The following is a 20,847-nucleotide window of genomic DNA, read 5'->3' as shown; positions in this document are numbered from 1 at the left end:
TAAGGATGATGCTATCGCCCTAGCATCGAATAACACAAATTCATAATTTTCATGATATGCATAACAATCTGGAATCAAACTAGTGGATCTCAGTAACCTCAAGGCTTTTATCGCCGTTGCGGAAATGTCCAGTTTTTCCGAAGCAGGTGAGCGCCTTCACCTGACCCAGCCGGCAATCAGCAAACGCATCGCCAGCCTAGAGCAGGACTTGGGGACACGCCTGTTTGATCGTATAGGCCGAGAAATAAGCCTTACAGAGGCAGGACGTGCATTGCTGCCTAGGGCCTACCAGATACAGGAAGTGCTAACCGATACCCGTAAGGCACTGACCAATCTCAGCGGCGAGGTATCCGGCAAACTAACCTTTGCCACAAGCCACCATATCGGCCTGCATCGATTACCGCCCGTTTTACGTGCATTCACCCGCCGCTATCCTAGCGTGGCATTAGATATCCGCTTTCTCGACTCTGAAGCCGCTTATGAAGAAATTCTTCAAGGGCGGGTCGAGCTGGCCATCATTACGCTAGCACCTGAGAAGTCACCCTTGATTCAAGCGGTTCCAGTCTGGGATGACCCGCTGGATTTCGTAGCCGCCCCAGAACACCCTTTAGCCTTGGCCAAGTCAATAAGCCTAACTGACGTTGCCCAGTATCCAGCTGTCTTTCCAGGCGGGAACACATTTACTCATCACATCGTACGCAGACTTTTTGAGGCACGACAGCTTTCGCCTAATATCGCGATGAGTACCAATTATTTGGAAACTATCAAAATGATGGTTTCCATCGGCATTGCCTGGAGTGTACTTCCGCGCACCATGCTGGACGACCAAGTCATGCGCTTACCGCTTCCTGGCCTCTCACTCAAACGCCAATTAGGCTACATTGTGCATACGGAGCGTACCCATTCGAATGCGGCGCGTGCGCTTATGAGCTTACTAGACGAGGAAGCCTCTTAAATACCAAAGGCGCCGAACGGCGCCTTTGGTATAATATAAAATAGCCTTACGCCATCTCGACAGCTCGATAATCGACACCTAACAATTGATCGATCCGCTCACATGCTGTTTCACGACGAACCTCACCAAACAAGGCCATCGCTTCTGGATAATTACGCGCCAGCATTCCGAGCCATTGTTTCAAGCGTCCCGGCGCGTAGCGTGGTGCCAGTTTTTGACAGGCTTTCAGCCAGAACAATTGTAACAACCCTAGCAATTCGTCCCAGACCATACAGGTAACCACCTCGCCTTTAACACTGGCTGCAATCTGGCGCGCCAGATCCGGGCGAGATACCAGTCCACGCCCTAACATAACATCCGCCATACCACTGACCTCACGGCAACGCCAGTAATCCTCCAGCGTCCAAATCTCACCATTAGCCAGCACAGGCACACTTACTTTATCGGCAATGCGAGCAATCCACTCCCAGTAAGCTGGCGGTCTATAACCGTCCAGCTTCGTGCGCGCATGCACCACAAGTTGAGCCGCACCACCCGCCTCCAACGCTTGAGCACATTCGATCGCCCTATCAGGACATTCATAGCCCAACCGCATTTTTGCGGTGACAGGAATAGAGGCTGGAGCCGCCTGCCTAACCTCTCTGACAATCTCATAAAGCAGTTCAGGCTCTTTTAACAGCACAGCACCGCCACGAGACTTGTTAACGGTCTTGGCTGGACAACCAAAATTGAGGTCGATCACCGGAGCGCCTAGCGTACAAACATAAGCTGCATTTTCTGCCAGACACACAGGATCGGAGCCCAGAAATTGCACCCGCATTGGCGTACCGGACAATGTTCTAGAACCATGAGCCAATTCCGGCGCATATTTCTGATAAGTCGATGCTGGCAATAATCGATCGGTTACCCGAATGAATTCGGTTACGCACCAATCGATGCCCCCGACCTGGGTCAACAGTTCACGCAGGATCTCATCAACCAAGCCTTCCATGGGCGCTAAAGCAATCTGCATAAAACCTCAACAGCACGCCCTATGGCGTTTTACCAAAAGCCCGGCCATACCCCTGAATGAACTCTTCCGGCATCCGCCGGGGCTTGCCGGACGATAGTTCGATACAGGCAAATGTGGTCTGCGCACGTAGAAGTGTGACACCATCAACGAGACGAATCAGCTGAAAGCGTCGACTCATGCGCAATCTTCGATCCCAGTCGACCAGCCAGGTCCCTAGCGCCAGCTCATCCCCATCGAATGCACTCGCCAGATAATCAATCTCATGGCGTACTACTGCCATAGCACGATCTAATCGATGAAAGACCTCTATACCGAGGCCAAGACTAGTAGAGTGCTGCCAAGCGCACCGCTCCAGCCAAGCAACATATACCGCATTATTGGCATGCCCCAACGCATCGATATCGCCGGCCTGGACCAACAATGGCATAACAAATGGCTTTTCTAGATCCCAGTTCATGCATCTTTACCGATCGCAAAAAACATAGCCAATCTTTTTCCAGGCACAAAAACAAAGGGCTTGCATTTCTGCAAGCCCTTTGAGATGTGGCGCGCTCGAGAGGATTCGAACCTCTGACCGCTCGGTTCGTAGCCGAGTACTCTATCCAGCTGAGCTACGAGCGCGCTGTTTGGTGCTTTTATATCCAGATCACCACTGGTATTGCGAGGTACTCGTTAAAGCACCCTTCAAAATGGCGCGCTCGAGAGGATTCGAACCTCTGACCGCTCGGTTCGTAGCCGAGTACTCTATCCAGCTGAGCTACGAGCGCGCTGAGACTGCACATTATAGACTTATGGATTACCAAGTAAGACGATCTTTCTAATGAAATCAGAGGGATAGAACTCTGAATCGTCTTTCTCTAAGCCTGTAATATAAATGGCGGTGAGGGAGGGATTCGAACCCTCGACACCCTTTTGAGGTGTACTCCCTTAGCAGGGGAGCGCCTTCGGCCTCTCGGCCACCTCACCGCGACGGGGCGTACTATACTCTATTTTTTCCCCTGTGCAAGCAAAAAGTTAAACAAAAATCAGAGGTTAGGTTCCTGATCCTTTTCTTTCTGGATGCGCTGGTAAATTTCCTCACGATGAACCGCTACTTCCTTGGGCGCATTAACTCCTATGCGTACCTGATTTCCTTTTACACCAAGAACCGTTACGGTCACTTCATCGCCTACCATTAGGGTTTCTCCAACCCGCCGAGTCAGAATAAGCATTCCTTTTCTCCTTAAGTTTCAGGACCACAGTCTGCAAAAAGAGTAGAACCCGTCAAACACGGGCTCATACTGAATCTATTGACCCGTGCCTCCAGAAGGAAAGTTCCAGAAGCACGGGCAAATCGATGGAAGGCATCTATTACTACCCTCCAAGGGATAGTATCTATTCGCTAACGCGGGCCGGCGCATCCAATTCGAATGCGGTATGAAGCGCCCGCACAGCCAGCTCTAGATATTTTTCTTCGATGACTACCGATACTTTGATTTCGGAGGTGGAAATCATCTGGATATTGATGCTTTCCTTGGCCAACGCTTCGAACATACGGCTAGCCACTCCGGCATGGGAACGCATGCCGACTCCGACAATAGATACCTTAGCGATTTTGGTATCACCACTGGCTTCACGCGCACTCATGGCATCAGCGGTCTGTTTCAGCACATCTAGGGCGTTTTGGTAATCGTTGCGATGCACCGTAAAGGTAAAATCTGTCGTGTTATCGTTCGAAACATTCTGCACGATCATATCGACTTCGATATTAGCCGCACTGATAGGTCCGAGAATTTTGAAAGCTACACCCGGGGTGTCTGGAACACCGCGAATGGTCAGCTTGGCTTCGTCGCGATTAAAGGCGATGCCGGAAATAATCGGCTGTTCCATGGATTCCTCGTCATCAAGAGTAATGAGGGTGCCCGGACCCTCTTTGAAGCTGTGAAGAACACGCAAGGGCACGTTATATTTGCCTGCGAATTCTACGGAGCGGATTTGCAAGACTTTCGAGCCCAGGCTGGCCATTTCCAGCATTTCTTCGAATGTAATCTTTTCCAGGCGACGAGCGTGCGGCACTACACGCGGGTCAGTGGTATACACACCGTCTACATCGGTATAGATCTGGCACTCATCCGCCTTTAATGCGGCGGCCAATGCTACACCCGTAGTATCGGAGCCCCCCCGCCCCAACGTAGTAATGTTGCCCTGATCGTCAACGCCCTGGAAACCAGCGACAACAACGACGCGGCCTTCCTTGAGATCGGTACGGATACGCTGGTCATCAATGCTCAGAATCCGCGCTTTATTGAATGCGCTATCGGTCAAGATACGTACCTGCCCGCCGGTATACGACACGGCTGGGACACCACGCTTGATCAACGCCATGGCGAGCATGCCAATGGTGACCTGCTCGCCCGTCGAGACCATAACATCCAATTCGCGCGGATTGGGCTGCGGCATAATTTGCTTGGCTAGATCGATCAGACGATTGGTCTCGCCACTCATGGCGGATACAACCACCACGATGTCATCACCGGCTTCACGGAATCTCTTGACCTTTTCGGCCACCTGCTCGATGCGCTCGACAGTACCTACGGAGGTGCCGCCGAACTTCTGTACGATCAATGCCATTTGATTTGCCTAACGCGATAGGCGCTCATTTAACTAGTTCAGGCCTATAAAAACCTGCCAAAGGCTCACAGAGCGCGATGCGAGCCTTCTCGTTATCTTATAGCCCAGCTTCGGTAAAACTCTTGGCCAATGCCAGAGCACTTTCCAAAGCAGAGGGATCAGTGCCGCCTCCCTGAGCCATATCCGGACGGCCACCGCCCTTGCCACCAACATGGGCAGCAGCCTGCTTCATCAAATCACCGGCCTTAAGCTGGCCTGTCAGATCAGCCGTCACACCAGCCACAAGCACCACCTTGCCGTCGAGTTCACCGCCCAACAGGATCACAGCGCGCCCCAGCTTGTTTTTCAACTGGTCGACCATTGCCATTAGCGCTTTGCTGTCCAGACCATCCAGCCGAGCCGCCAAGACGTTAACACCTTTGACTTCAACAGCCGAACCAGCCAAATCATTACCGGCTGCACTGGCAGCCTTGGCTTTCAGCTGTTCCAGTTCCCTTTCCAGCTGGCGGTTTCGATCAAGCAGACTGGACAGCTTGTCGACAACACTTTCCTTGTTGCCCTTGAGCAGACCTGCGGCTTCCTTGAGCTGCTCTTCCGCTTTATTCAAGTAAGCCAACGCGCCAGCGCCTGTAACCGCTTCGATACGGCGGACACCTGAAGCGACGCCAGCCTCGCTCACAATCTTGAACACGCCGATATCGCCGGTTCGTGAGGCATGGATACCGCCACACAGTTCAACAGAAAAACCATTACCCATAGTTAGCACGCGAACGGTGTCGCCATATTTTTCGCCAAACAGCGCCATAGCGCCCTTGCGCTTGGCGCTTTCGATATCCATCGATTCGATCTGGACCGGTGTGTTCTTGCGCACTTCGGCGTTAACGATGTCTTCGAGCTCTTTAATCTGCTCGGATTTAATTGGCTCGAAATGGCTGAAGTCAAAGCGCAGACGCTGACTGTCTACCAATGACCCCTTTTGCTGGACATGTTCGCCTAATACCTGACGAAGAGCCGCATGAAGAAGATGCGTAGCCGAGTGATTGAGAGACGTTGCCTGACGTACAGAAGCATCAACCTGAGTCTCCAGGCGTTCCCCTACTTTCAGCGTACCGGCAGCTACTAGGCCATGATGCAGGAATGCACTACCCACTTTAGTGGTATCCCTCACATCGAAGCGCTGGCCGTCTGCAAACAGGTAACCGGTATCACCAATCTGCCCACCAGACTCGGCATAGAACGGCGTCTGGTCGAGAACAACAACGCCTTCGTCGCCCTCAACAAGTTGAGGAACGGCAACACCTTTCTTAAACAGCGCGACAATACTACCGCTACCGGCATGACTGTCGTAACCGGTAAAGAGTGTTTCGCCTTCCACCTTTACCAAGCTGTTGTAGTCCACACCAAAGGCACTGGCGGAACGGGCACGTTCACGCTGTGCTTCCATCTCACGCTCAAAACCCTCTTCGTCTAGAGTCAGGTTGCGTTCGCGAGCGATATCGTTGGTCAGGTCGACTGGGAAGCCGTAAGTGTCGTACAGCTTGAATACCACTTCGCCCGGAATCATCTCGCCGTTCAGTTCAGCCAGATCCTGCTCAAGGATCTTGAGACCCTGCTCCAAGGTTTTGGCGAACTGCTCTTCCTCGGTTCGCAGCACACGCTCGATATGAGTCTGCTGCTGCTTAAGATCAGGATAGGCTTCGCCCATCTCAGCTACCAGCGCACCGACGATCTTGTAGAAAAAGGAACCTTTGGCGCCCAGCTTGTTGCCATGGCGACAGGCCCGGCGAATAATTCGACGCAGAACGTAACCGCGTCCCTCATTGGACGGCAGTACGCCATCAGCGATCAGGAAGCTACAGGAACGAATGTGGTCAGCCACAACCTTGAGCGAAGGCGCTCCGTCATTGGCACAGCCGATGGCTTCAGCCGAAGCAGCCAGCAAATTCTGGAATAGATCGATTTCATAATTCGAGTGCACGTGCTGAAGTACGGCACTGATACGCTCCAGCCCCATGCCGGTATCCACACTGGGCGCTGGCAACGGGTGCAGCACACCATCCGCCGTGCGGTTGAACTGCATGAATACGTTGTTCCAGATCTCGATGTAGCGATCACCATCTTCTTCAGGTGAGCCGGGCGGGCCGCCCCAGATACCCTCACCATGGTCATAGAAGATTTCGGTACAGGGTCCGCATGGCCCGGTATCGCCCATTGTCCAGAAATTGTCAGAGGCGTAGGGAGCGCCTTTGTTGTCACCGATACGGACCATATGCTCGACCGGAACGCCGACTTCCTTGGTCCAGATATCAAATGCCTCGTCATCGGTTTCGTAGACAGTTACCCAAAGCTTGTCCTTCGGTAGGTTCAGCCACTTAGGCGAAGTCAGGAACTCCCAAGCGAAGGTAATGGCGTCGCGCTTGAAATAATCACCAAAGCTAAAATTGCCCAGCATCTCGAAAAATGTGTGATGGCGGGCTGTGTAACCTACGTTTTCCAAATCATTGTGCTTGCCACCCGCTCGAACGCATTTTTGGCTAGTCGCTGCACGGGTATAGGAACGCTTCTCGAGGCCGAGAAAACAATCCTTGAACTGGTTCATTCCAGCGTTGGTAAATAGCAAGGTTGGATCGTTCGCGGGAATCAGCGAACTTGAGGCCACTCGGGTATGCCCCTTCTCTTCGAAGAAGCGGAGGAAGGCTTCACGGATTTCTGCGCTTTTCATAAATTCTTCCAGACAGATACAGGGCTACAGCGCGCCGACAAAGGCCGGCAGTATATCGGGCAGAAGCGCTGGCTGTCGTCAATTTGCAATATAGGTATTACCTATTTTGAAACTGACTTACAGCGAACGATAAGCGGCAAATGCTTCAAGCACGGTTTCGATATCGGCCGCTCCAACATTTAGGTGAGTCACCAGCCGCAGGCGCGCCGCTGGACTAATCACTACCTCCCGATCACGCAGGAAAGCGGCCAACCGGGATGCTTGATCGCCTATGCTGACATAGACCATATTGGTTTGCACCGGCTCGACAGTGTAGCCCAGTTCGACCAGACCTTCTGCCAGCCGTGCCGCGTTAGCATGATCATCAGCCAGGCGGGCCACTTGGTTTTTAAGCGCATACAAGCCTGCCGCAGCGAGGATACCGGCTTGGCGCATGCCTCCGCCGACCACCTTACGCCAACGCATAGCTTTGTTGATAAAGGCCTGATTACCGCACAACACGGACCCGACAGGCGCGCCTAGTCCTTTGGAGAGGCAAACCGACACAGAGTCGAAGTATTGGGTGATTTCCCGAGGAGCAACCTCAAGCTTAACAGCCGCGTTATACAAGCGCGCACCGTCTAGATGCAGTCCGAGCTCGCGCTCCTGGGTAAAGCGGCGAGCGGCTGCCAAATAGTCAAGCGGCAATACTTTACCATGCACTGTATTTTCCAGGACCAGCAGGCGGGTACGAGCGAAGTGGAAATCGTGCGGTTTGATGTAGCCTGCCAACCGCTCCAGGCTTAGTGAGCCGTCTGCTTCCATCTCAACCGGCTGAGGCTGAATGGAACCCAGTACAGCCGCTCCTCCCCCTTCGTATTTATAGGTATGAGCCTGCTGGCCAACTAGGTATTCGTCCCCCCGCTCGCAATGCGCCATCAGCCCCAGAAGGTTACTCATGGTGCCGCTAGGAACGAACAAAGCGGCTTCAAATCCCAGCGTGTCCGCTAAATAACGCTGTAGCTCGAGAACGGTAGGGTCCTCGCCATAGACATCATCGCCAACTTCAGCCCTCGTCATGACGTCGCGCATGTCTGGCGTAGGCTGAGTAACGGTATCACTTCGCAGATCGATAAGGCTCATGCAGGCGGCTCCGAAACAAGGAAGAGCCGATGCTAATGCAAAGCCGCCTAAGAAAGCACGGCCTGGCCTGCAGGAGTACAGGGCACGATCAATATTCCAGCACGAAGGCCTGGCTTGACATGAGGATTGGGAAAAATGATTCGTGCATCCGTTTCGGTCACGATCCATTGATGTACGCCGTCTTCAGCCAGCAGATAACCTTCAGGTAAGGCTGTAAAGTTAGCAACATCATCAGCCAGGTGGAGCTTAAAGTTATCGCTGTGCTTGATGATCTCTCGTGACACGCGAAAAACTCTTAAGTGCTCTGGCTTTTCAGGCCGAGGCGGTTCACGCTGCTCGATCAAAGCCCTTAGCCCGGACTCAAGCTTTGAAAGATCAACGCCTGCGTTCTGTCCGAAAGGCCGAGCCTTACCTAGCTCTAACGTAAATGCCTCCGCCTCGTGAGCAGCATAACTGTAAGCACTAAACGTAATGCCCGGCTTGCTCTGCAACAAAATGGCATCAATACCAGCCGCTTCCAGCCGCGCCATTTCAGCCTGGGAATGAGTACGTCCTTCACTCCAGGGATACAGGGCGAAGCGCTCGATAGCCGACCCCCGAATGGCGGTATGCAGATCGTAATGCAAACGCGCACGTTTAGGCTCGCTGAAGAATTGTGAAACCAGTCGCTCCAGTTGATCAGCCCGCTGGGCTTCAAATCCTGACATCAAGGCATGACGGCCGTTAAACAGTCGATTCATGTCCTGTTCTACAAAGCGGACATTGCGCCGCATCGCCTCTGGATTACCCAGCAGAAACAGAATCCGTACCCGAGGCTTGATCTCTCCTCGGGCAATACTTTTCAAAAGCCTGTCCACTAACTCTATAGGAGCCGTTTCATTGCCGTGTATTCCGGCAGAAAGCAGCACGTCGAAGCCAGTATCCTCACTGGCTGCAGGCTTGACCAACAAGGCGCCCTCTTCCAACCACTGCAGCCGAGTGCCACTCGAAGTAAGTTGGATTTTTTCGGCCGGCTCCCGACCGGCCAGGGTTAGCTCAAGCAACTTGCCCAGGGAAAGACCGTACTGTTCCGTCATGATGATCCTGTCTGGGTAAAAGATTGATCAGTGGTCGTGTTCGCAACCGCAATCCGGACCATGTTCGTGGCCATCCTCAACCGGCTCGAGGCTAACCGTCAACCCAAACTGATTGACCGCCTGGGGCCGCAAGGTAATGACCGGCGTCTCGACTTCGTCTTCGAAAGATTCCGCATAGAGGGTCAGCCCACCCTGCCCGTCCGGCTCAAGCCAGAGATCACGATCATTGAGGTGGACGGCAATACGAAAAGCCTCTACTTCCTGATGTTCGCCCTGAGCATCTTCAAGGATAAGGGACAAGCCAATGGTCATAATCAAGCACTCAATCGATCTGAAAGGGGTACACCGAACCCAGGCCAAGGATTTGCGTAAGCACATCCAGAGCCGTTCGGCACTCGATCAGCAAGTGCGGGTCGGCAAGATCCGATACGCTCAAGCGGTCACGGTAGTGAGTATCTACCCAAGTGACCAGTTGCGTATAGAGCTCCGGCGTCAGGATAACCTTTTGATTTACAGCGGCCAGCTCATGCTCCTTAAGGGCAACGCGCAAACGCAGACACGCGGGGCCCCCGCCATTCTGCATGCTCTGCTTGAGATCGAAAACCTTGACCTCACGGATCGGCCCATCACTGGCGATCAATTGATTCAAATAGCCCCATACACGTGGATTCTGACGGCACTCTTCCGGCACGATCAGCAAGGAGTGCCCATCAGACCGTAACAGTAGTTGGCTATTAAACAAGTAGGACCGTACTGCATCCTCAACCCCGACCTGATCACGGGGTACACAAATCGCCTGCAAACGCCCACCGCGCCGGTCCAGCTTGCTATGGATTTCAGCAAGCACCTGGTCAGTTTCGAGAAAGGCATCCTGATGATAAAAAAGCACGCCGGCATTGCCTACGGCAATGACATCGTTATGGAATACGCCTTGGTCGATTACGGCTGGGTTCTGTTGAGCATATACCACGCCATCTTCGCTCAGACCGTGCAGCCGAGCCACTGCCTGGGAAGCCTCCAGGGTTTGCCGGGCCGGGTAGCGCTGAGGCGCAGGATAACGACTATCGAAAGCACTACGCCCAAAGACGAAGAACTCAACACCCGCCTCGCCGTAACCCCGGCAGAAACGCGTGTGGTTTGCAGCCCCTTCGTCACCGAACTGGCTGGCTGGCGGCAACGCGGCATGGTGGGCGAAGCAGGATTCATCCGGAAACATGGCGGACAACACCCGACTGGTAGTGGGATGCTCAATGCCACGATGAAACTTGTTATTCAAGTTCGCTGCCGTGAAATGAACACGCCCATCCGCCGTATCGGCGCTAGGGCTGATCGTTGCAGCATTAGCCGTCCACATGGACGAGGCCGAACTGACCGCCATCAGCAAAGGCAGCGCCTCGCGGGCGGCCTTTTCAATAACCTGGGCATCCGTACCGGAAAAGCCGAGGCTGCGGAGTGCCGCCACCGCCGGACGCTCTTGCGGAGCGAAGACGCCCTGCTTAAACCCCATTTCCATCAGCGCTTTCATTTTGGCCAAGCCTTGCCGGGCCGCCTCACGCGGGTTGGAAACCTGCTGGCCATTGCTCTGCGAGGCGACGTTGCCATAGGAAAGGCCGCCGTAATTGTGCGTCGGGCCTACCAGGCCGTCGAAATTGACTTCATAGGCGTTCATAACTGGACTCCAGGCAAGAGAGTGGCAGGCAGGTCGAGCGCTTCGGCTTCCAGAGAAGCGACTGGATAGGCGCAGTAGTCGGCTGCGTAATAGGCACTTGGGCGATGATTACCGGAGGCTCCGATGCCCCCAAAGGGCGCGCTGCTGGCCGCGCCCGTCAAGGGACGATTCCAATTGACGATGCCCGCACGGGATTCGAGCAAGAACTGCTCATACCGCTCTCGCGAGGAAGATAGCAGGCCGGCTGCCAAGCCGAACCGAGTGGCATTTGCCACCTTGATAGCCTGAGCGAAGTTGTCGTAGCGCACCACTTGGAGCAAGGGTCCGAAGAACTCCTCATCAGGGCGCTCCGAAACAGCGGTAACGTCAATAATGCCCGGTGTCAGTAAAGCCTCAGTGGCGTTCGGCTGGACCATGTCGAGCAACGAAACGCCATCAGCCTTCTGAAGATACCGCTGTGCTTCGAGCAACTGGCGGGCCGCGTCTAGAGAAATAACCGAGCCCATGAAAGGTGCCGGATCGTCATCGAAGCGTCCAACACGCAAGTTTTTCGCCGCCTGGACTAGCTGCTCTAGTAGCGCATCCCCTTGTTCGCCCCGAGGAACGAGCAGGCGGCGCGCACATGTGCAGCGCTGCCCAGCAGAGATAAAGGCCGATTGAAGGATGGTGTAGACCGCCGCCGGAACGTCATCGACCGTATCGACGATAAGGGGATTGTTACCTCCCATCTCCAGTGCCAGGATCTTGTGTGGCACTCCTGCAAACTGCTGATGAAGCAAGGCGCCTGTACGGCTTGAGCCGGTAAAGAATAAGCCGTCGAGCTCGTCCTGGGCAGCCAAAGCGACCCCGGTATCACGCGCACCTTGTACAAGGTTGAGCACCCCAGCCGGCAACCCCGCCTCGATCCAGCATTTAACGGTGAATTCGGCCACGCCGGGGGTCAGTTCACTAGGCTTGAAGATAACGGCATTACCTGCCAGCAACGCTGGAACGATATGACCATTAGGCAGGTGACCCGGGAAGTTATAAGGGCCAAAGACAGCGACAACGCCGTGCGGCTTATGCCGCAACATGGTTTTTGCCTCACCTAACATGCCAGCTTTTTCACCGGTGCGCTCCCGGTAGGCCTGGATGGAAATAGCCACCTTGTTAACCATACTGGTCACTTCGGTCGTGGCCTCCCACAAAGGCTTTCCAGTTTCCTCTCCGATGATTTGCGCCAACTGCTCACTACGAGACTTGAGCACAGCGGCAAAAGCCTCGATATAGCGAATGCGGGTTTCAAGCGATTGCCGCGCCCAGCTAGAGAATGCCTGACGCGCCGCTTTGACGGCTGCTTCAACCTGCTGCGCCAAAGCCTCACGGCCCGACCACACGACTGCCTGTGTGACAGGATTGAGCGAAACGAACTCTGCGCCCTCGCCTGCCTGCCATTGACCACCGATATATTGCGTATTCATAGAGGACTCCTAGGGCGCAACCGTAACAGCACGCACTTGTGCACCTGCCGACAGCTGTAATCGGCGGGCGGTAACCGGATCCACAACCAAGGTCCCCGAGGCCACTCGCGCCGGGGCTGCTGTGATCCGGCACTGCTCGCGCTTACGGTTATGGATCAGATAAGACACAGCATCATCACCAGGTGTTCCAATCGAGAGGACCAGCGTCTGGCTTTGCTGAATCGCCCGAACCTTGTCGGTTTCCGACTCGATGGCAGGGCCAGCATCGAAAATATCCACATAACCCTGATAAGCGAAGCCTTCGGCGTTGAGCATACGCAAGGCCGGCTCGGTATCCGGATGGACGCGTCCTATGACGGCCCGCGCTGCGTCCGACAGGAAACAGGTATAGAGCGGAAACTTTGGCATCAACTCGGCAATGAAAGCCTTATGCCCAACGCCCGTCAGGTAGTCCGCCTGGGAAAATTCCATCTTGAAGAAATGGCGCCCCAGGTTCTCCCAGAATGGCGACAGCCCCCGGCTGTCCGAAACACCACGCATTTCGGCGATCAGCTTGTTCGAGAACAGCTTGCGAAACTCGGCGATAAAGAGAAAGCGCGCCTTAGATAACAAACGCCCATTGAGGCCATGACGATAGTCAGCATGTAGGAACAGGGAACATAGCTCGGAGTTGTCCGTCAGATCGTTAGCCATAAATAGCGTCGGTATCTGACGATGAATATTCAGTTCACGCGAGGCGCTGACAGTTAGTCCTACCCGGTAGTTGTACCAAGGTTCACGCAACCCTACAGCCCCAGCAATGCCCGAGATGCCCACTACACGACCATCATCCTGCTCAAGCACAAAGAGGTAGTCGGCATCGGCAGGCTCGGCCTCGCCACGAAAGCTTTTCTCGGCCCAGGCTACCCGATGCGCCAAACGCTCCTCGCTAGCAGGCAAGGTAGTCAATCCCGCACCGGTCGTGCGTGCGAGATCGATCAGCGCTGGCAGGTCCGCGCTGGTGACAGGACGAATAATCATGTTTCCTCCGAAACCCTGAAGCCGCTAGCCGCCAGAACCATACTTGTGGCGCAGGCAGGGAATTTCATAACAGCGATACACTGAGCCGTGCTCATCGTCAGACGGCTATCAGCCGCACGGTATCGCCAACAGACACGCACAGCGCCTCGGCAACCGATTGCGGCAACGCCACGGGCTGACCCGGCGCCCAATCGAGTGTCTGAACCACGGCTCGGTAGTCTTGTAGGCGATCGTTACTAATCAGATAGACCTGGCCACTTCCTACCGTCTCACGAGGGCTGTCAACGCGTGCCACTTGGCTGCTGGCAATTGAGCGGATAGCGCTTGTACGGGCATGCAGCGTCGGCCCGCCATCGAAAATGTCGATGTAGTTGTCCGTTTCGAAACCCTCTCGGGTCAATACATCGAAAGTGATCTGTGCACGTGGATGAACCTGCCCCATGGCTTCCTGAGCAGCATCTGATAGCAGAGGCACGTAGATCGGGTAGATTGGCATCAGTTCGGCCAAGAATGTCCGGCTCTTGGCACCGGAAATGCGCTCAGCTTCGGCATAGCTCACATCAAAGAAGTGACGACCTACGGCATTCCAAAAGGGAGAGTCTCCCTGTTCATCGCTCATACCGACAATTTCTACTACGACCGAATCTGCAAAGCGCTCCGGATGCCCGGCCATGAACAACAGGCGGCCTCGGGAGTTAAGCTCGGCATAAGGCGTATCGAGCAAGTCGCGTTCGACGTAAAAGCTACTGAGCACGCTATTGCCGGTCAGGTCATGACACAGCGAAAGCACATGAGTCTTGTTATGAATCTTTAACTCACGCGAAGCGTGGATAAACGTCTCGTTACGAAAACTGTAAAAGGGCTCGGAGAAACCTGCCGTTGCGATAATGGCCGAGCAACCAGCCAGCCGCCCCGTTTGGGTATCCTCTAGAACAAAAAAGTAGCTTTCTTCACCATTGAAGCTGACTTCGGCGGCAAAGGAGGCCTCCGACAGACGAATCTTTTCCCGGAGTCGCTCCGTATCGTCCGGCAACGAGGTGACCCCCACTGGACTGTCCGCAGCCAGACGCTGTACATGAGGCAAGTCGGATGCCCGGGCCGGTCGCATCACCAGCATGAAGTCGCTCCTTAATAGTGAAAAAAGAGTTCATCCCTGAAGATGGCGGCGCGTCCCTGCGCCACCTGTCAATTAGGCCTGCGTAATCCGGGCAATGGCACGTTCCAGTCGTGCCAAGCCTTCGTCGATATCCGCTTCGCTGATCACTAGACTAGGGGCGAACCGGATGACATCGGGACCGGCCTGCAGGACCATCAAACCTTCTTCGTTGGCCGCCGTCAGTACATCTTTGGCCTTGCCCTTCCAGGGCTCGCTCAACAACGCACCGATTAACAGGCCCATGCCTCGAACACCAGAGAAAATGCCGTATTTGTCGGCCATTGATTCAAGGGCAGTACGGAAACGTTCATAACGCGCCTTCACGCCATCAAGCACCTCAGGCGTATTAACGACCTCCAACAGTGCAGAACCTACTGCGCACCCCAGCGGGTTACCGCCGTAGGTACTGCCATGAACACCTACAGAAAAATGCGACGCCAACTTTTCCGTGGTCAGCATGGCTCCAATTGGGAAACCACCGCCCAGACTCTTCGCGCTGGTCAAAATGTCTGGCACCACGCCATAGTGCATATACGCGTACAGATATCCAGACCGGCCGACGCCGCTCTGCACCTCGTCAAAAATCAACAGTGCGCCATGCGCGTCGCACAGCTCCCGAGCGCCTTGCAGGAAACCTTGCTCAGCCGGTAATACACCGCCCTCACCCTGGATCGGCTCAATGACTACCGCACAGGTCTTTTCCGAAATAGCTGCTTTTAGTGCGTCCAGGTCGTTGAACGGCACGTGGGTGATACCTTCGATCTTGGGCCCAAAGCCTTCGGAATACTTCGGCTGGCCACCTACGCTAACAGTGAACAGCGTACGTCCATGAAAGCTATTGATCATGGCGATGATTTCGTAGCGGCTGCCACCACTGACATCATGCCCATAGCGACGGGCCAGCTTGAAAGCCGCCTCGTTAGCTTCCGCCCCTGAGTTAGCAAAGAACACTCGCTCGGCAAAGGTCGATTCAACCAACTGCCGGGCCATGCGCAGTGCCGGCTCGTTGGTATAAACATTGGACAGATGCCAGAGTTTGCTAGCCTGCTCGGTCAGTGCCTTCATCAGTGCCGGGTGACCATGACCCAGGGCATTGACGGCAATGCCACCTGAGAAGTCAATCAGCTCTCGACCGCCTTGATCCCAGACACGGGAGCCTTCGCCTCGTACGGGAATAAAGGCGGCGGGCGCATAGTTGGGCACCATGAATTGATCAAAGTCGGCGCGTTGCACCGGGGACTGCGGAGCAGACATCGAATTTCTCCTGCCTTCTAGGCTAGCGATGGGAGGATTGTAGGGAATGGAACGAGCCGGGCATTGCCGCGATGCGACAACTATTTACAGCGCACAACCGATAGACGTGGAGCCTTACAGATATACGACAGAAACGATCGGCAATACGCAGTCTATGGTCTCTGCGCCTGGGCGGGAAGGGTTGAAGACAGGCTTATTCAAGGTAAGAAAATAGTTGTACTGCGCTTGGGACGTATCAGCACTGCGCAGGCTTTTGGCAGGTCGCGGCATCAACCCTGACGGACCGAAGCCGTGACCTGAACATGTTTTACTGCGGAACGCTAGGCGCTACGCGGCTTGTACCATTGACCGTCAAGATCCGCACCCGCTCGCCGACCCGGAATACTTCACCCTTGCCGACTTCCTGAACATAGGCACGGCTGCTACCGTCATCCTCTCGCACAGTGATTTCTACACCGTCGGCTCGGGTAAAGCCTTCTTCTGTTGCGGCACCTAAAAGTCCGCCCGCTACCGCTCCGACAATGGCAGCCACATAACTGCCCCGACCGCCGCCGATTCCGCTGCCGGCAATACCACCAACAGCCGCACCGGCACCGGTGCCGATTGGTGTTTTGGTTCCTTCAATCTTGACCGGACGAAGAGCAGTGATAGTTCCCATCCGGACGGTCTGTACCTGACGCGCCTCATCTCGTGAATAGACATCGCCCGACTGATTGGATACACAGCCAGCCAATAGTACGGCAGCTGTGAGCGAGGCGACTACTTGAGTGGTTTTTTTCATGGTTTCTACTCCAGTTCCAACAGGGCTGTTCAGGCAGAACCCTTAGGCGATGGACATCCTGCCTGACAGGAATGTTCAGCTTTGGTTAAATCCTCGCATACTCGTTGAGTCATTGGCTGAATACTGCACGGGCTCGTCAGTTAGCGTTCAGATTGCCAGGCACCAGGCACGCAAGCGGAACGCTTTGTCTTAACAGGAGCGAGCCAAGCGCCATAGCCTGGCAAGATCGGCCGCCCTCGCCTCCAGCTCCGCGGCTGCGGTCGAGCAAGCGGTTTCCAGACTGATCGGACCTGGAGCCAGACTAAAGGCTGCGGTTATTCCTGCGTCATAGACCTGCTGATAACCTTCGCCCAAGCTGCCCACTAAAGCGACTACCGGAACAGAAGCCTGTTGTGCAATTCTGGCCACGCCGACGGGCGTCTTACCATGAAGGCTCTGCGAGTCAAGGCGGCCTTCGCCGGTTATGACCAGATCGGCACCCGCCATGGCCTCGGCCAGTCGGGAAACATCGGCAACTAATTCGATACCGCGATGGAACTCGGCGTTAAGAAAAGCCTTGGCGGCAAACCCCAAACCGCCTGCGGCCCCTACGCCCGGCACCGTGCTCACATCCTTTCCAATAGCTCGGGCAGTAACCTGAGCGAAGTGGGCCAGTGCGGCATCGAGCACCTGTACCTGCTCCGGCGTAGCGCCCTTTTGCGGCCCGAATACGGCCGAGGCGCCCTTAGGGCCACACAAGGGGTTGTCCACATCGGCAGCAATATCGATACGCACATCCACAAGGCGTGGATCGAGCCCTGCCATATCGATTCGTGCGAGCTGAGCCAGGGCAGCCCCACCTGGCGGTAGAGTCTGCTCGCGCTCATCTAGAAAACGTATGCCAAGCGCACGCAGCAAACCGGAGCCCCCATCATTGGTGGCACTGCCGCCCAAGCCGAGAATAATCCGCTTTGCTCCAGCATCCAGCGCGGCAAGGATCAGCTCGCCGGTTCCGTAACTACAGGCACGCAATGCATCCCTCTGCTCCCGTAGCACCCAATGCAGACCACTCGCAGCAGCCATCTCGATTACAGCCGTCCTTTGCCCCAGCCAGCCCCACTGTGCTGTCACCGCTTCAAGCATAGGCCCTTGCACAACCTGCTCACGCCGCTCGCCCCCTACCGCAGCTAGCAGTGCGTCAACAGTGCCCTCTCCACCATCGGCCATGGGCTTGAGCACACATCTGGCTTCGGGATAGATCTGCTGCCACCCCCGGGCTATAGCTTCAGCCACAGCAGGCGCACTTAAGCTTTCCTTGAAAGAGTCTGGTGCAATGATAATTTTCATAAAAAGCTCCCGACTGATGGATCAGCCTCTTAGTGATCGTCACTCGGTTGTCAAAGCAGGATCAGACTCAATAGCCAAACGGTAGCCATACCCACGAGCCCCTGTACCAGGGTCGCCAGGGTTTGGGCACGATAAGCTGTAGCTACACTCATGCGGCTAAATTGCGTAACGACCCAGAAGAAACTGTCATTAGCATGGGAAACCGTCATTGCCCCCGCACCGATCGCCATAACGGTAAGGACCCGCCCTATTTCACTATCCAGCCCAAGCTGGCCGAGCAAGGGAGCGACTAATGCGGAGGTAGTGACCAAGGCAACCGTGGTAGATCCCTGAGCCGTCTTCAAGGCTGCTGCCACGAGGAATGGCATGAATAGGCCAATCCCCAACGCCGAAAGCGTAGATCCCAGGTAATCGCCTAGAGGAGTAACCTTTAGCACAGCGCCAAAGGCTCCGCCCGCGCCAGTAATCAGCAGAATCGGCGCCGCTGCCAGAATGCCCTCCGTCACACGTTCCTGAAACTCTTGCCGCTTGTTGCTTCCCTTCAACAAGGTACAGGCAAGCGCCAGCCCAACCAACAACGCAGGCACGGGTTGACCGATGAAGCCGAACACGGTCAGGGCCATACCCTCTCCGAACGGCCTGCCTGGAAACGCCGCCACAGAGCCTAAACAGATCAACAAAATTGGTACAAAAATCGGCGCGAAGGCCTGAAAGGCGCTGGGCAAGGTCCCGTACCGTGCACGGAGGGCAGCAAAGTCTTCTGCTGCCGGCATGGGCGTACCGTCATCTACCAGCGCGATATCTTTATTAAGGAACCGGTTGGCCCACCATAGACCTGCCATGGCAGTAACAAAGGACACGACCAAGCCAACGGCGATTACTAACCCTAACTGTGCATCAAGGCCTAGATTACCTGCTGCCGCAATTGGACCAGGCGTAGGCGGTACGAACGTGTGCGTAGCATAAAGACCAGTAGCCAGCGCCACGCTCATCGAAACCAGCGAGACCCTCATTCGCGCCGCTAACGCATTTTTCAATGAGTTAAGGATGACGTAACCAGAGTCGCAAAAGACCGGAATCGACACGAGGTAGCCAATGATGGAAAGGGTCAGCGTTGGAAAGCGCTCACCCAGTAGTCGAATTACGGTTTCAGCCATGGTAATGGCAGCGCCACTGCGTTCGAGGATCACACCAATGATTGTACCAAGCGCAATTACAATACCGATGTAGCCCAAAATACTGCCAAAACCAGCTGTAAGGGTTTTGGTGATATCAGACACCGGGACCTGATACGCGAAACCGGCCAGAAACGCAGCCAGCAGCAAAGCAAGGAAAGGGTGTAGCTTTAAGCGTGTCGTTGTGATGACGATGAACGCAATCAGCGCTACCAGAATAAGGACAAGACTCATGTCAGGCTCCGGATTGTTATTGTGATCGGATTACCGCAAGGTTGAGCCTATTGTGCTATCAAGTAGAAACCTTTCGCCTGAGGCAGCAGCACAAAGAAATTGCTTTTTTGCACGATCTTTATTGTGCGCATGCACAATCAGCTATCGCACTCCAAAAGACTCATGCCTAAGGATAGGTATAGCCATTGCCCAAGCATGCTGGGGTCCAACCCGCTCAGCTCGCAAATCCGCTCAAGTCGGTAACGTAAGGTATTTCGATGGATATGCAGAAATGCCGCACAGGCCGAAGCTTGACCATGATGCATACACCAGGCATGTAAAGTGCTACGCAAAACCCCCTGCTCATCCTGTGCAAACAGACGCTTGAGCGGCTCCAGCCAACCTTGCAATAGCCAGCTCTGCCGCTGGCTGTACAGCAAGGTGGTCAACCGGTGCTCCTCCAGCCGCAACACCTGTGTGGCCGGGAGGCAGGCACGCCCATACGATTGCAACAGACGCAGTGCCTGACATGCCTCGCGCAGATCAGCTAGTGTCTCCAGCGCACCGGAAACCGTAAGGCGCGCCAGTTTCCATCCCCGCGCCTCAGCCTGGCTCAACCACAAAAGGTCATCGGCCTGGGGATGATAAGGTCGGCACCAGAACCACTCTTTGACCCCAATAGGCGCACAAAAACTATCGGCCTGGAAAGATAACAAGGCGCTCAGCGGTTTATCCGGCCGGGCATCACTCGCCTCATCCAATTCGATCAGGCAGACCTGCCGAGGCCAGCCCAGCGGCACTTGTTGCCTCTCCGCTTCGGCGGCCAACGTATTGAACGGCACAGAAGGATCGAGCAACTGAGCGATCCACTTATCGAGACGATGCCCCTGCCAGTGCCGTTCCCTATGCGCCTGACGCTGCTCAACGAGCATTTCTGCCGCCATCCTGACCAACTCGGCATACGGCCTTACGACCTCCGGCACGCCTGTGATGCCTAGCACGCCAATCAATCGCTCGGCATAGAGCAAAGGCATGTTGACGCCCGGGCGGACACCACGCAGGCAGGAGGCGGTACGCTCGTCGATTTCAACGATACGGCTGTTGGCCAAAACCAGCTGTGCGCCTTCGTGTCGTGTATGCAAGCGCTGCGGATCACCACTACCGATGATCATGCCTTGTGCGTCCATCACGTTTATATTGTAAGGAAGGATAGCCATAGCCCGATCAACGATGTGCTGGGCCAACGTAGAGTCAAGCTCGATCATACGGCACTCCTTCATCTACTTACTTTAAACG

The 20,847-nt window shown here is 55.0% G+C and carries 18 protein-coding genes and 3 tRNA genes; 1 reads left to right on the top strand and 20 read right to left on the bottom strand.

The window, feature by feature from the left end:
* Nucleotides 1-82: 82 nt before the first annotated feature.
* The gene (locus IQ22_RS14250; RefSeq protein WP_145143119.1) at nucleotides 83-955 is read left to right on the top strand and encodes a LysR family transcriptional regulator; all 873 of its coding nucleotides are present in this window, start codon (nucleotides 83-85) and stop codon (nucleotides 953-955) included.
* A 46-nt stretch (nucleotides 956-1,001) separates the two neighbouring features.
* On the opposite strand, the gene IQ22_RS14245 is transcribed toward IQ22_RS14250, so the two are convergent.
* From IQ22_RS14245 to IQ22_RS14150, 20 genes are all read right to left on the bottom strand, one after another.
* Nucleotides 1,002-1,967 carry a tRNA dihydrouridine synthase gene (locus tag IQ22_RS14245; protein ID WP_145143117.1) on the bottom strand — a complete coding sequence of 322 codons (966 nt, stop codon included), beginning with the start codon at nucleotides 1,965-1,967 and terminating at the stop codon, nucleotides 1,002-1,004.
* Nucleotides 1,968-1,986: 19 nt separating this feature from the next.
* Complete coding sequence (locus IQ22_RS14240; RefSeq protein WP_145143115.1) at nucleotides 1,987-2,424, bottom strand: acyl-CoA thioesterase; 438 nt, start codon at nucleotides 2,422-2,424, stop codon at nucleotides 1,987-1,989.
* Between the two features lie 87 nt (nucleotides 2,425-2,511).
* Nucleotides 2,512-2,588 (bottom strand) — tRNA-Arg (locus tag IQ22_RS14235).
* A 69-nt stretch (nucleotides 2,589-2,657) separates the two neighbouring features.
* Nucleotides 2,658-2,734 (bottom strand) — tRNA-Arg (locus IQ22_RS14230).
* Between the two features lie 108 nt (nucleotides 2,735-2,842).
* Nucleotides 2,843-2,933 (bottom strand) — tRNA-Ser (locus tag IQ22_RS14225).
* 59 nt (nucleotides 2,934-2,992) lie between these two features.
* The gene (csrA, locus tag IQ22_RS14220; RefSeq protein ID WP_145143113.1) at nucleotides 2,993-3,178 is read right to left on the bottom strand and encodes a carbon storage regulator CsrA; all 186 of its coding nucleotides are present in this window, start codon (nucleotides 3,176-3,178) and stop codon (nucleotides 2,993-2,995) included.
* Nucleotides 3,179-3,341: 163 nt separating this feature from the next.
* Complete coding sequence (locus IQ22_RS14215; RefSeq protein ID WP_145143111.1) at nucleotides 3,342-4,577, bottom strand: aspartate kinase; 1,236 nt, start codon at nucleotides 4,575-4,577, stop codon at nucleotides 3,342-3,344.
* Between the two features lie 97 nt (nucleotides 4,578-4,674).
* Nucleotides 4,675-7,299: an alanine--tRNA ligase gene (alaS, locus tag IQ22_RS14210; RefSeq protein WP_145143109.1), complete on the bottom strand. Its 2,625-nt coding sequence runs from the start codon at nucleotides 7,297-7,299 to the stop codon at nucleotides 4,675-4,677.
* A 117-nt stretch (nucleotides 7,300-7,416) separates the two neighbouring features.
* On the bottom strand, nucleotides 7,417-8,421 hold the full coding sequence (ltaE, locus tag IQ22_RS14205) for a low-specificity L-threonine aldolase (protein ID WP_145143107.1): 1,005 nt from the start codon (nucleotides 8,419-8,421) through the stop codon (nucleotides 7,417-7,419).
* A 47-nt stretch (nucleotides 8,422-8,468) separates the two neighbouring features.
* Nucleotides 8,469-9,497: a succinylglutamate desuccinylase gene (astE, locus tag IQ22_RS14200; RefSeq protein WP_145143105.1), complete on the bottom strand. Its 1,029-nt coding sequence runs from the start codon at nucleotides 9,495-9,497 to the stop codon at nucleotides 8,469-8,471.
* A gap of 27 nt (nucleotides 9,498-9,524) precedes the next feature.
* Entirely contained in the window at nucleotides 9,525-9,809 is a 285-nt protein-coding gene (locus IQ22_RS14195; RefSeq protein ID WP_145143103.1) for a GTPase, read from the bottom strand.
* A 10-nt stretch (nucleotides 9,810-9,819) separates the two neighbouring features.
* On the bottom strand, nucleotides 9,820-11,166 hold the full coding sequence (gene astB, locus IQ22_RS14190; protein WP_145143101.1) for an N-succinylarginine dihydrolase: 1,347 nt from the start codon (nucleotides 11,164-11,166) through the stop codon (nucleotides 9,820-9,822).
* Nucleotides 11,163-12,626, bottom strand: coding sequence for a succinylglutamate-semialdehyde dehydrogenase (astD, locus tag IQ22_RS14185; RefSeq protein WP_145143099.1), 1,464 nt, complete (start codon nucleotides 12,624-12,626; stop codon nucleotides 11,163-11,165). Before astD ends, astB begins: the two co-directional genes overlap by 4 nt.
* Before the next feature lie 9 nt (nucleotides 12,627-12,635).
* On the bottom strand, nucleotides 12,636-13,646 hold the full coding sequence (gene astA, locus IQ22_RS14180; RefSeq protein ID WP_145143097.1) for an arginine N-succinyltransferase: 1,011 nt from the start codon (nucleotides 13,644-13,646) through the stop codon (nucleotides 12,636-12,638).
* 97 nt (nucleotides 13,647-13,743) lie between these two features.
* On the bottom strand, nucleotides 13,744-14,763 hold the full coding sequence (aruF, locus tag IQ22_RS14175) for an arginine/ornithine succinyltransferase subunit alpha (protein WP_145143095.1): 1,020 nt from the start codon (nucleotides 14,761-14,763) through the stop codon (nucleotides 13,744-13,746).
* Between the two features lie 72 nt (nucleotides 14,764-14,835).
* Nucleotides 14,836-16,056, bottom strand: coding sequence for an aspartate aminotransferase family protein (locus IQ22_RS14170; RefSeq protein ID WP_145143093.1), 1,221 nt, complete (start codon nucleotides 16,054-16,056; stop codon nucleotides 14,836-14,838).
* A 307-nt stretch (nucleotides 16,057-16,363) separates the two neighbouring features.
* Nucleotides 16,364-16,837, bottom strand: a complete 474-nt coding sequence (locus IQ22_RS14165) for an outer membrane lipoprotein (RefSeq protein WP_145143091.1) — start codon at nucleotides 16,835-16,837, stop codon at nucleotides 16,364-16,366.
* Between the two features lie 189 nt (nucleotides 16,838-17,026).
* Nucleotides 17,027-18,163 carry a glycerate kinase gene (locus IQ22_RS14160; RefSeq protein ID WP_145143089.1) on the bottom strand — a complete coding sequence of 379 codons (1,137 nt, stop codon included), beginning with the start codon at nucleotides 18,161-18,163 and terminating at the stop codon, nucleotides 17,027-17,029.
* 50 nt (nucleotides 18,164-18,213) lie between these two features.
* Nucleotides 18,214-19,572: a GntP family permease gene (locus tag IQ22_RS14155; protein WP_145143086.1), complete on the bottom strand. Its 1,359-nt coding sequence runs from the start codon at nucleotides 19,570-19,572 to the stop codon at nucleotides 18,214-18,216.
* A 137-nt stretch (nucleotides 19,573-19,709) separates the two neighbouring features.
* Nucleotides 19,710-20,816 carry a sugar diacid recognition domain-containing protein gene (locus IQ22_RS14150; RefSeq protein ID WP_145143084.1) on the bottom strand — a complete coding sequence of 369 codons (1,107 nt, stop codon included), beginning with the start codon at nucleotides 20,814-20,816 and terminating at the stop codon, nucleotides 19,710-19,712.
* Nucleotides 20,817-20,847 lie beyond the last annotated feature (31 nt).

Source organism: Pseudomonas duriflava, assembly GCF_007830155.1.
In the GTDB taxonomy this organism is placed as follows: domain Bacteria; phylum Pseudomonadota; class Gammaproteobacteria; order Pseudomonadales; family Pseudomonadaceae; genus Chryseomonas; species Chryseomonas duriflava.
The sequence above is the reverse complement of the archived record's forward strand: the minus strand, read 5'-3'. Positions and strand labels throughout refer to the sequence as shown.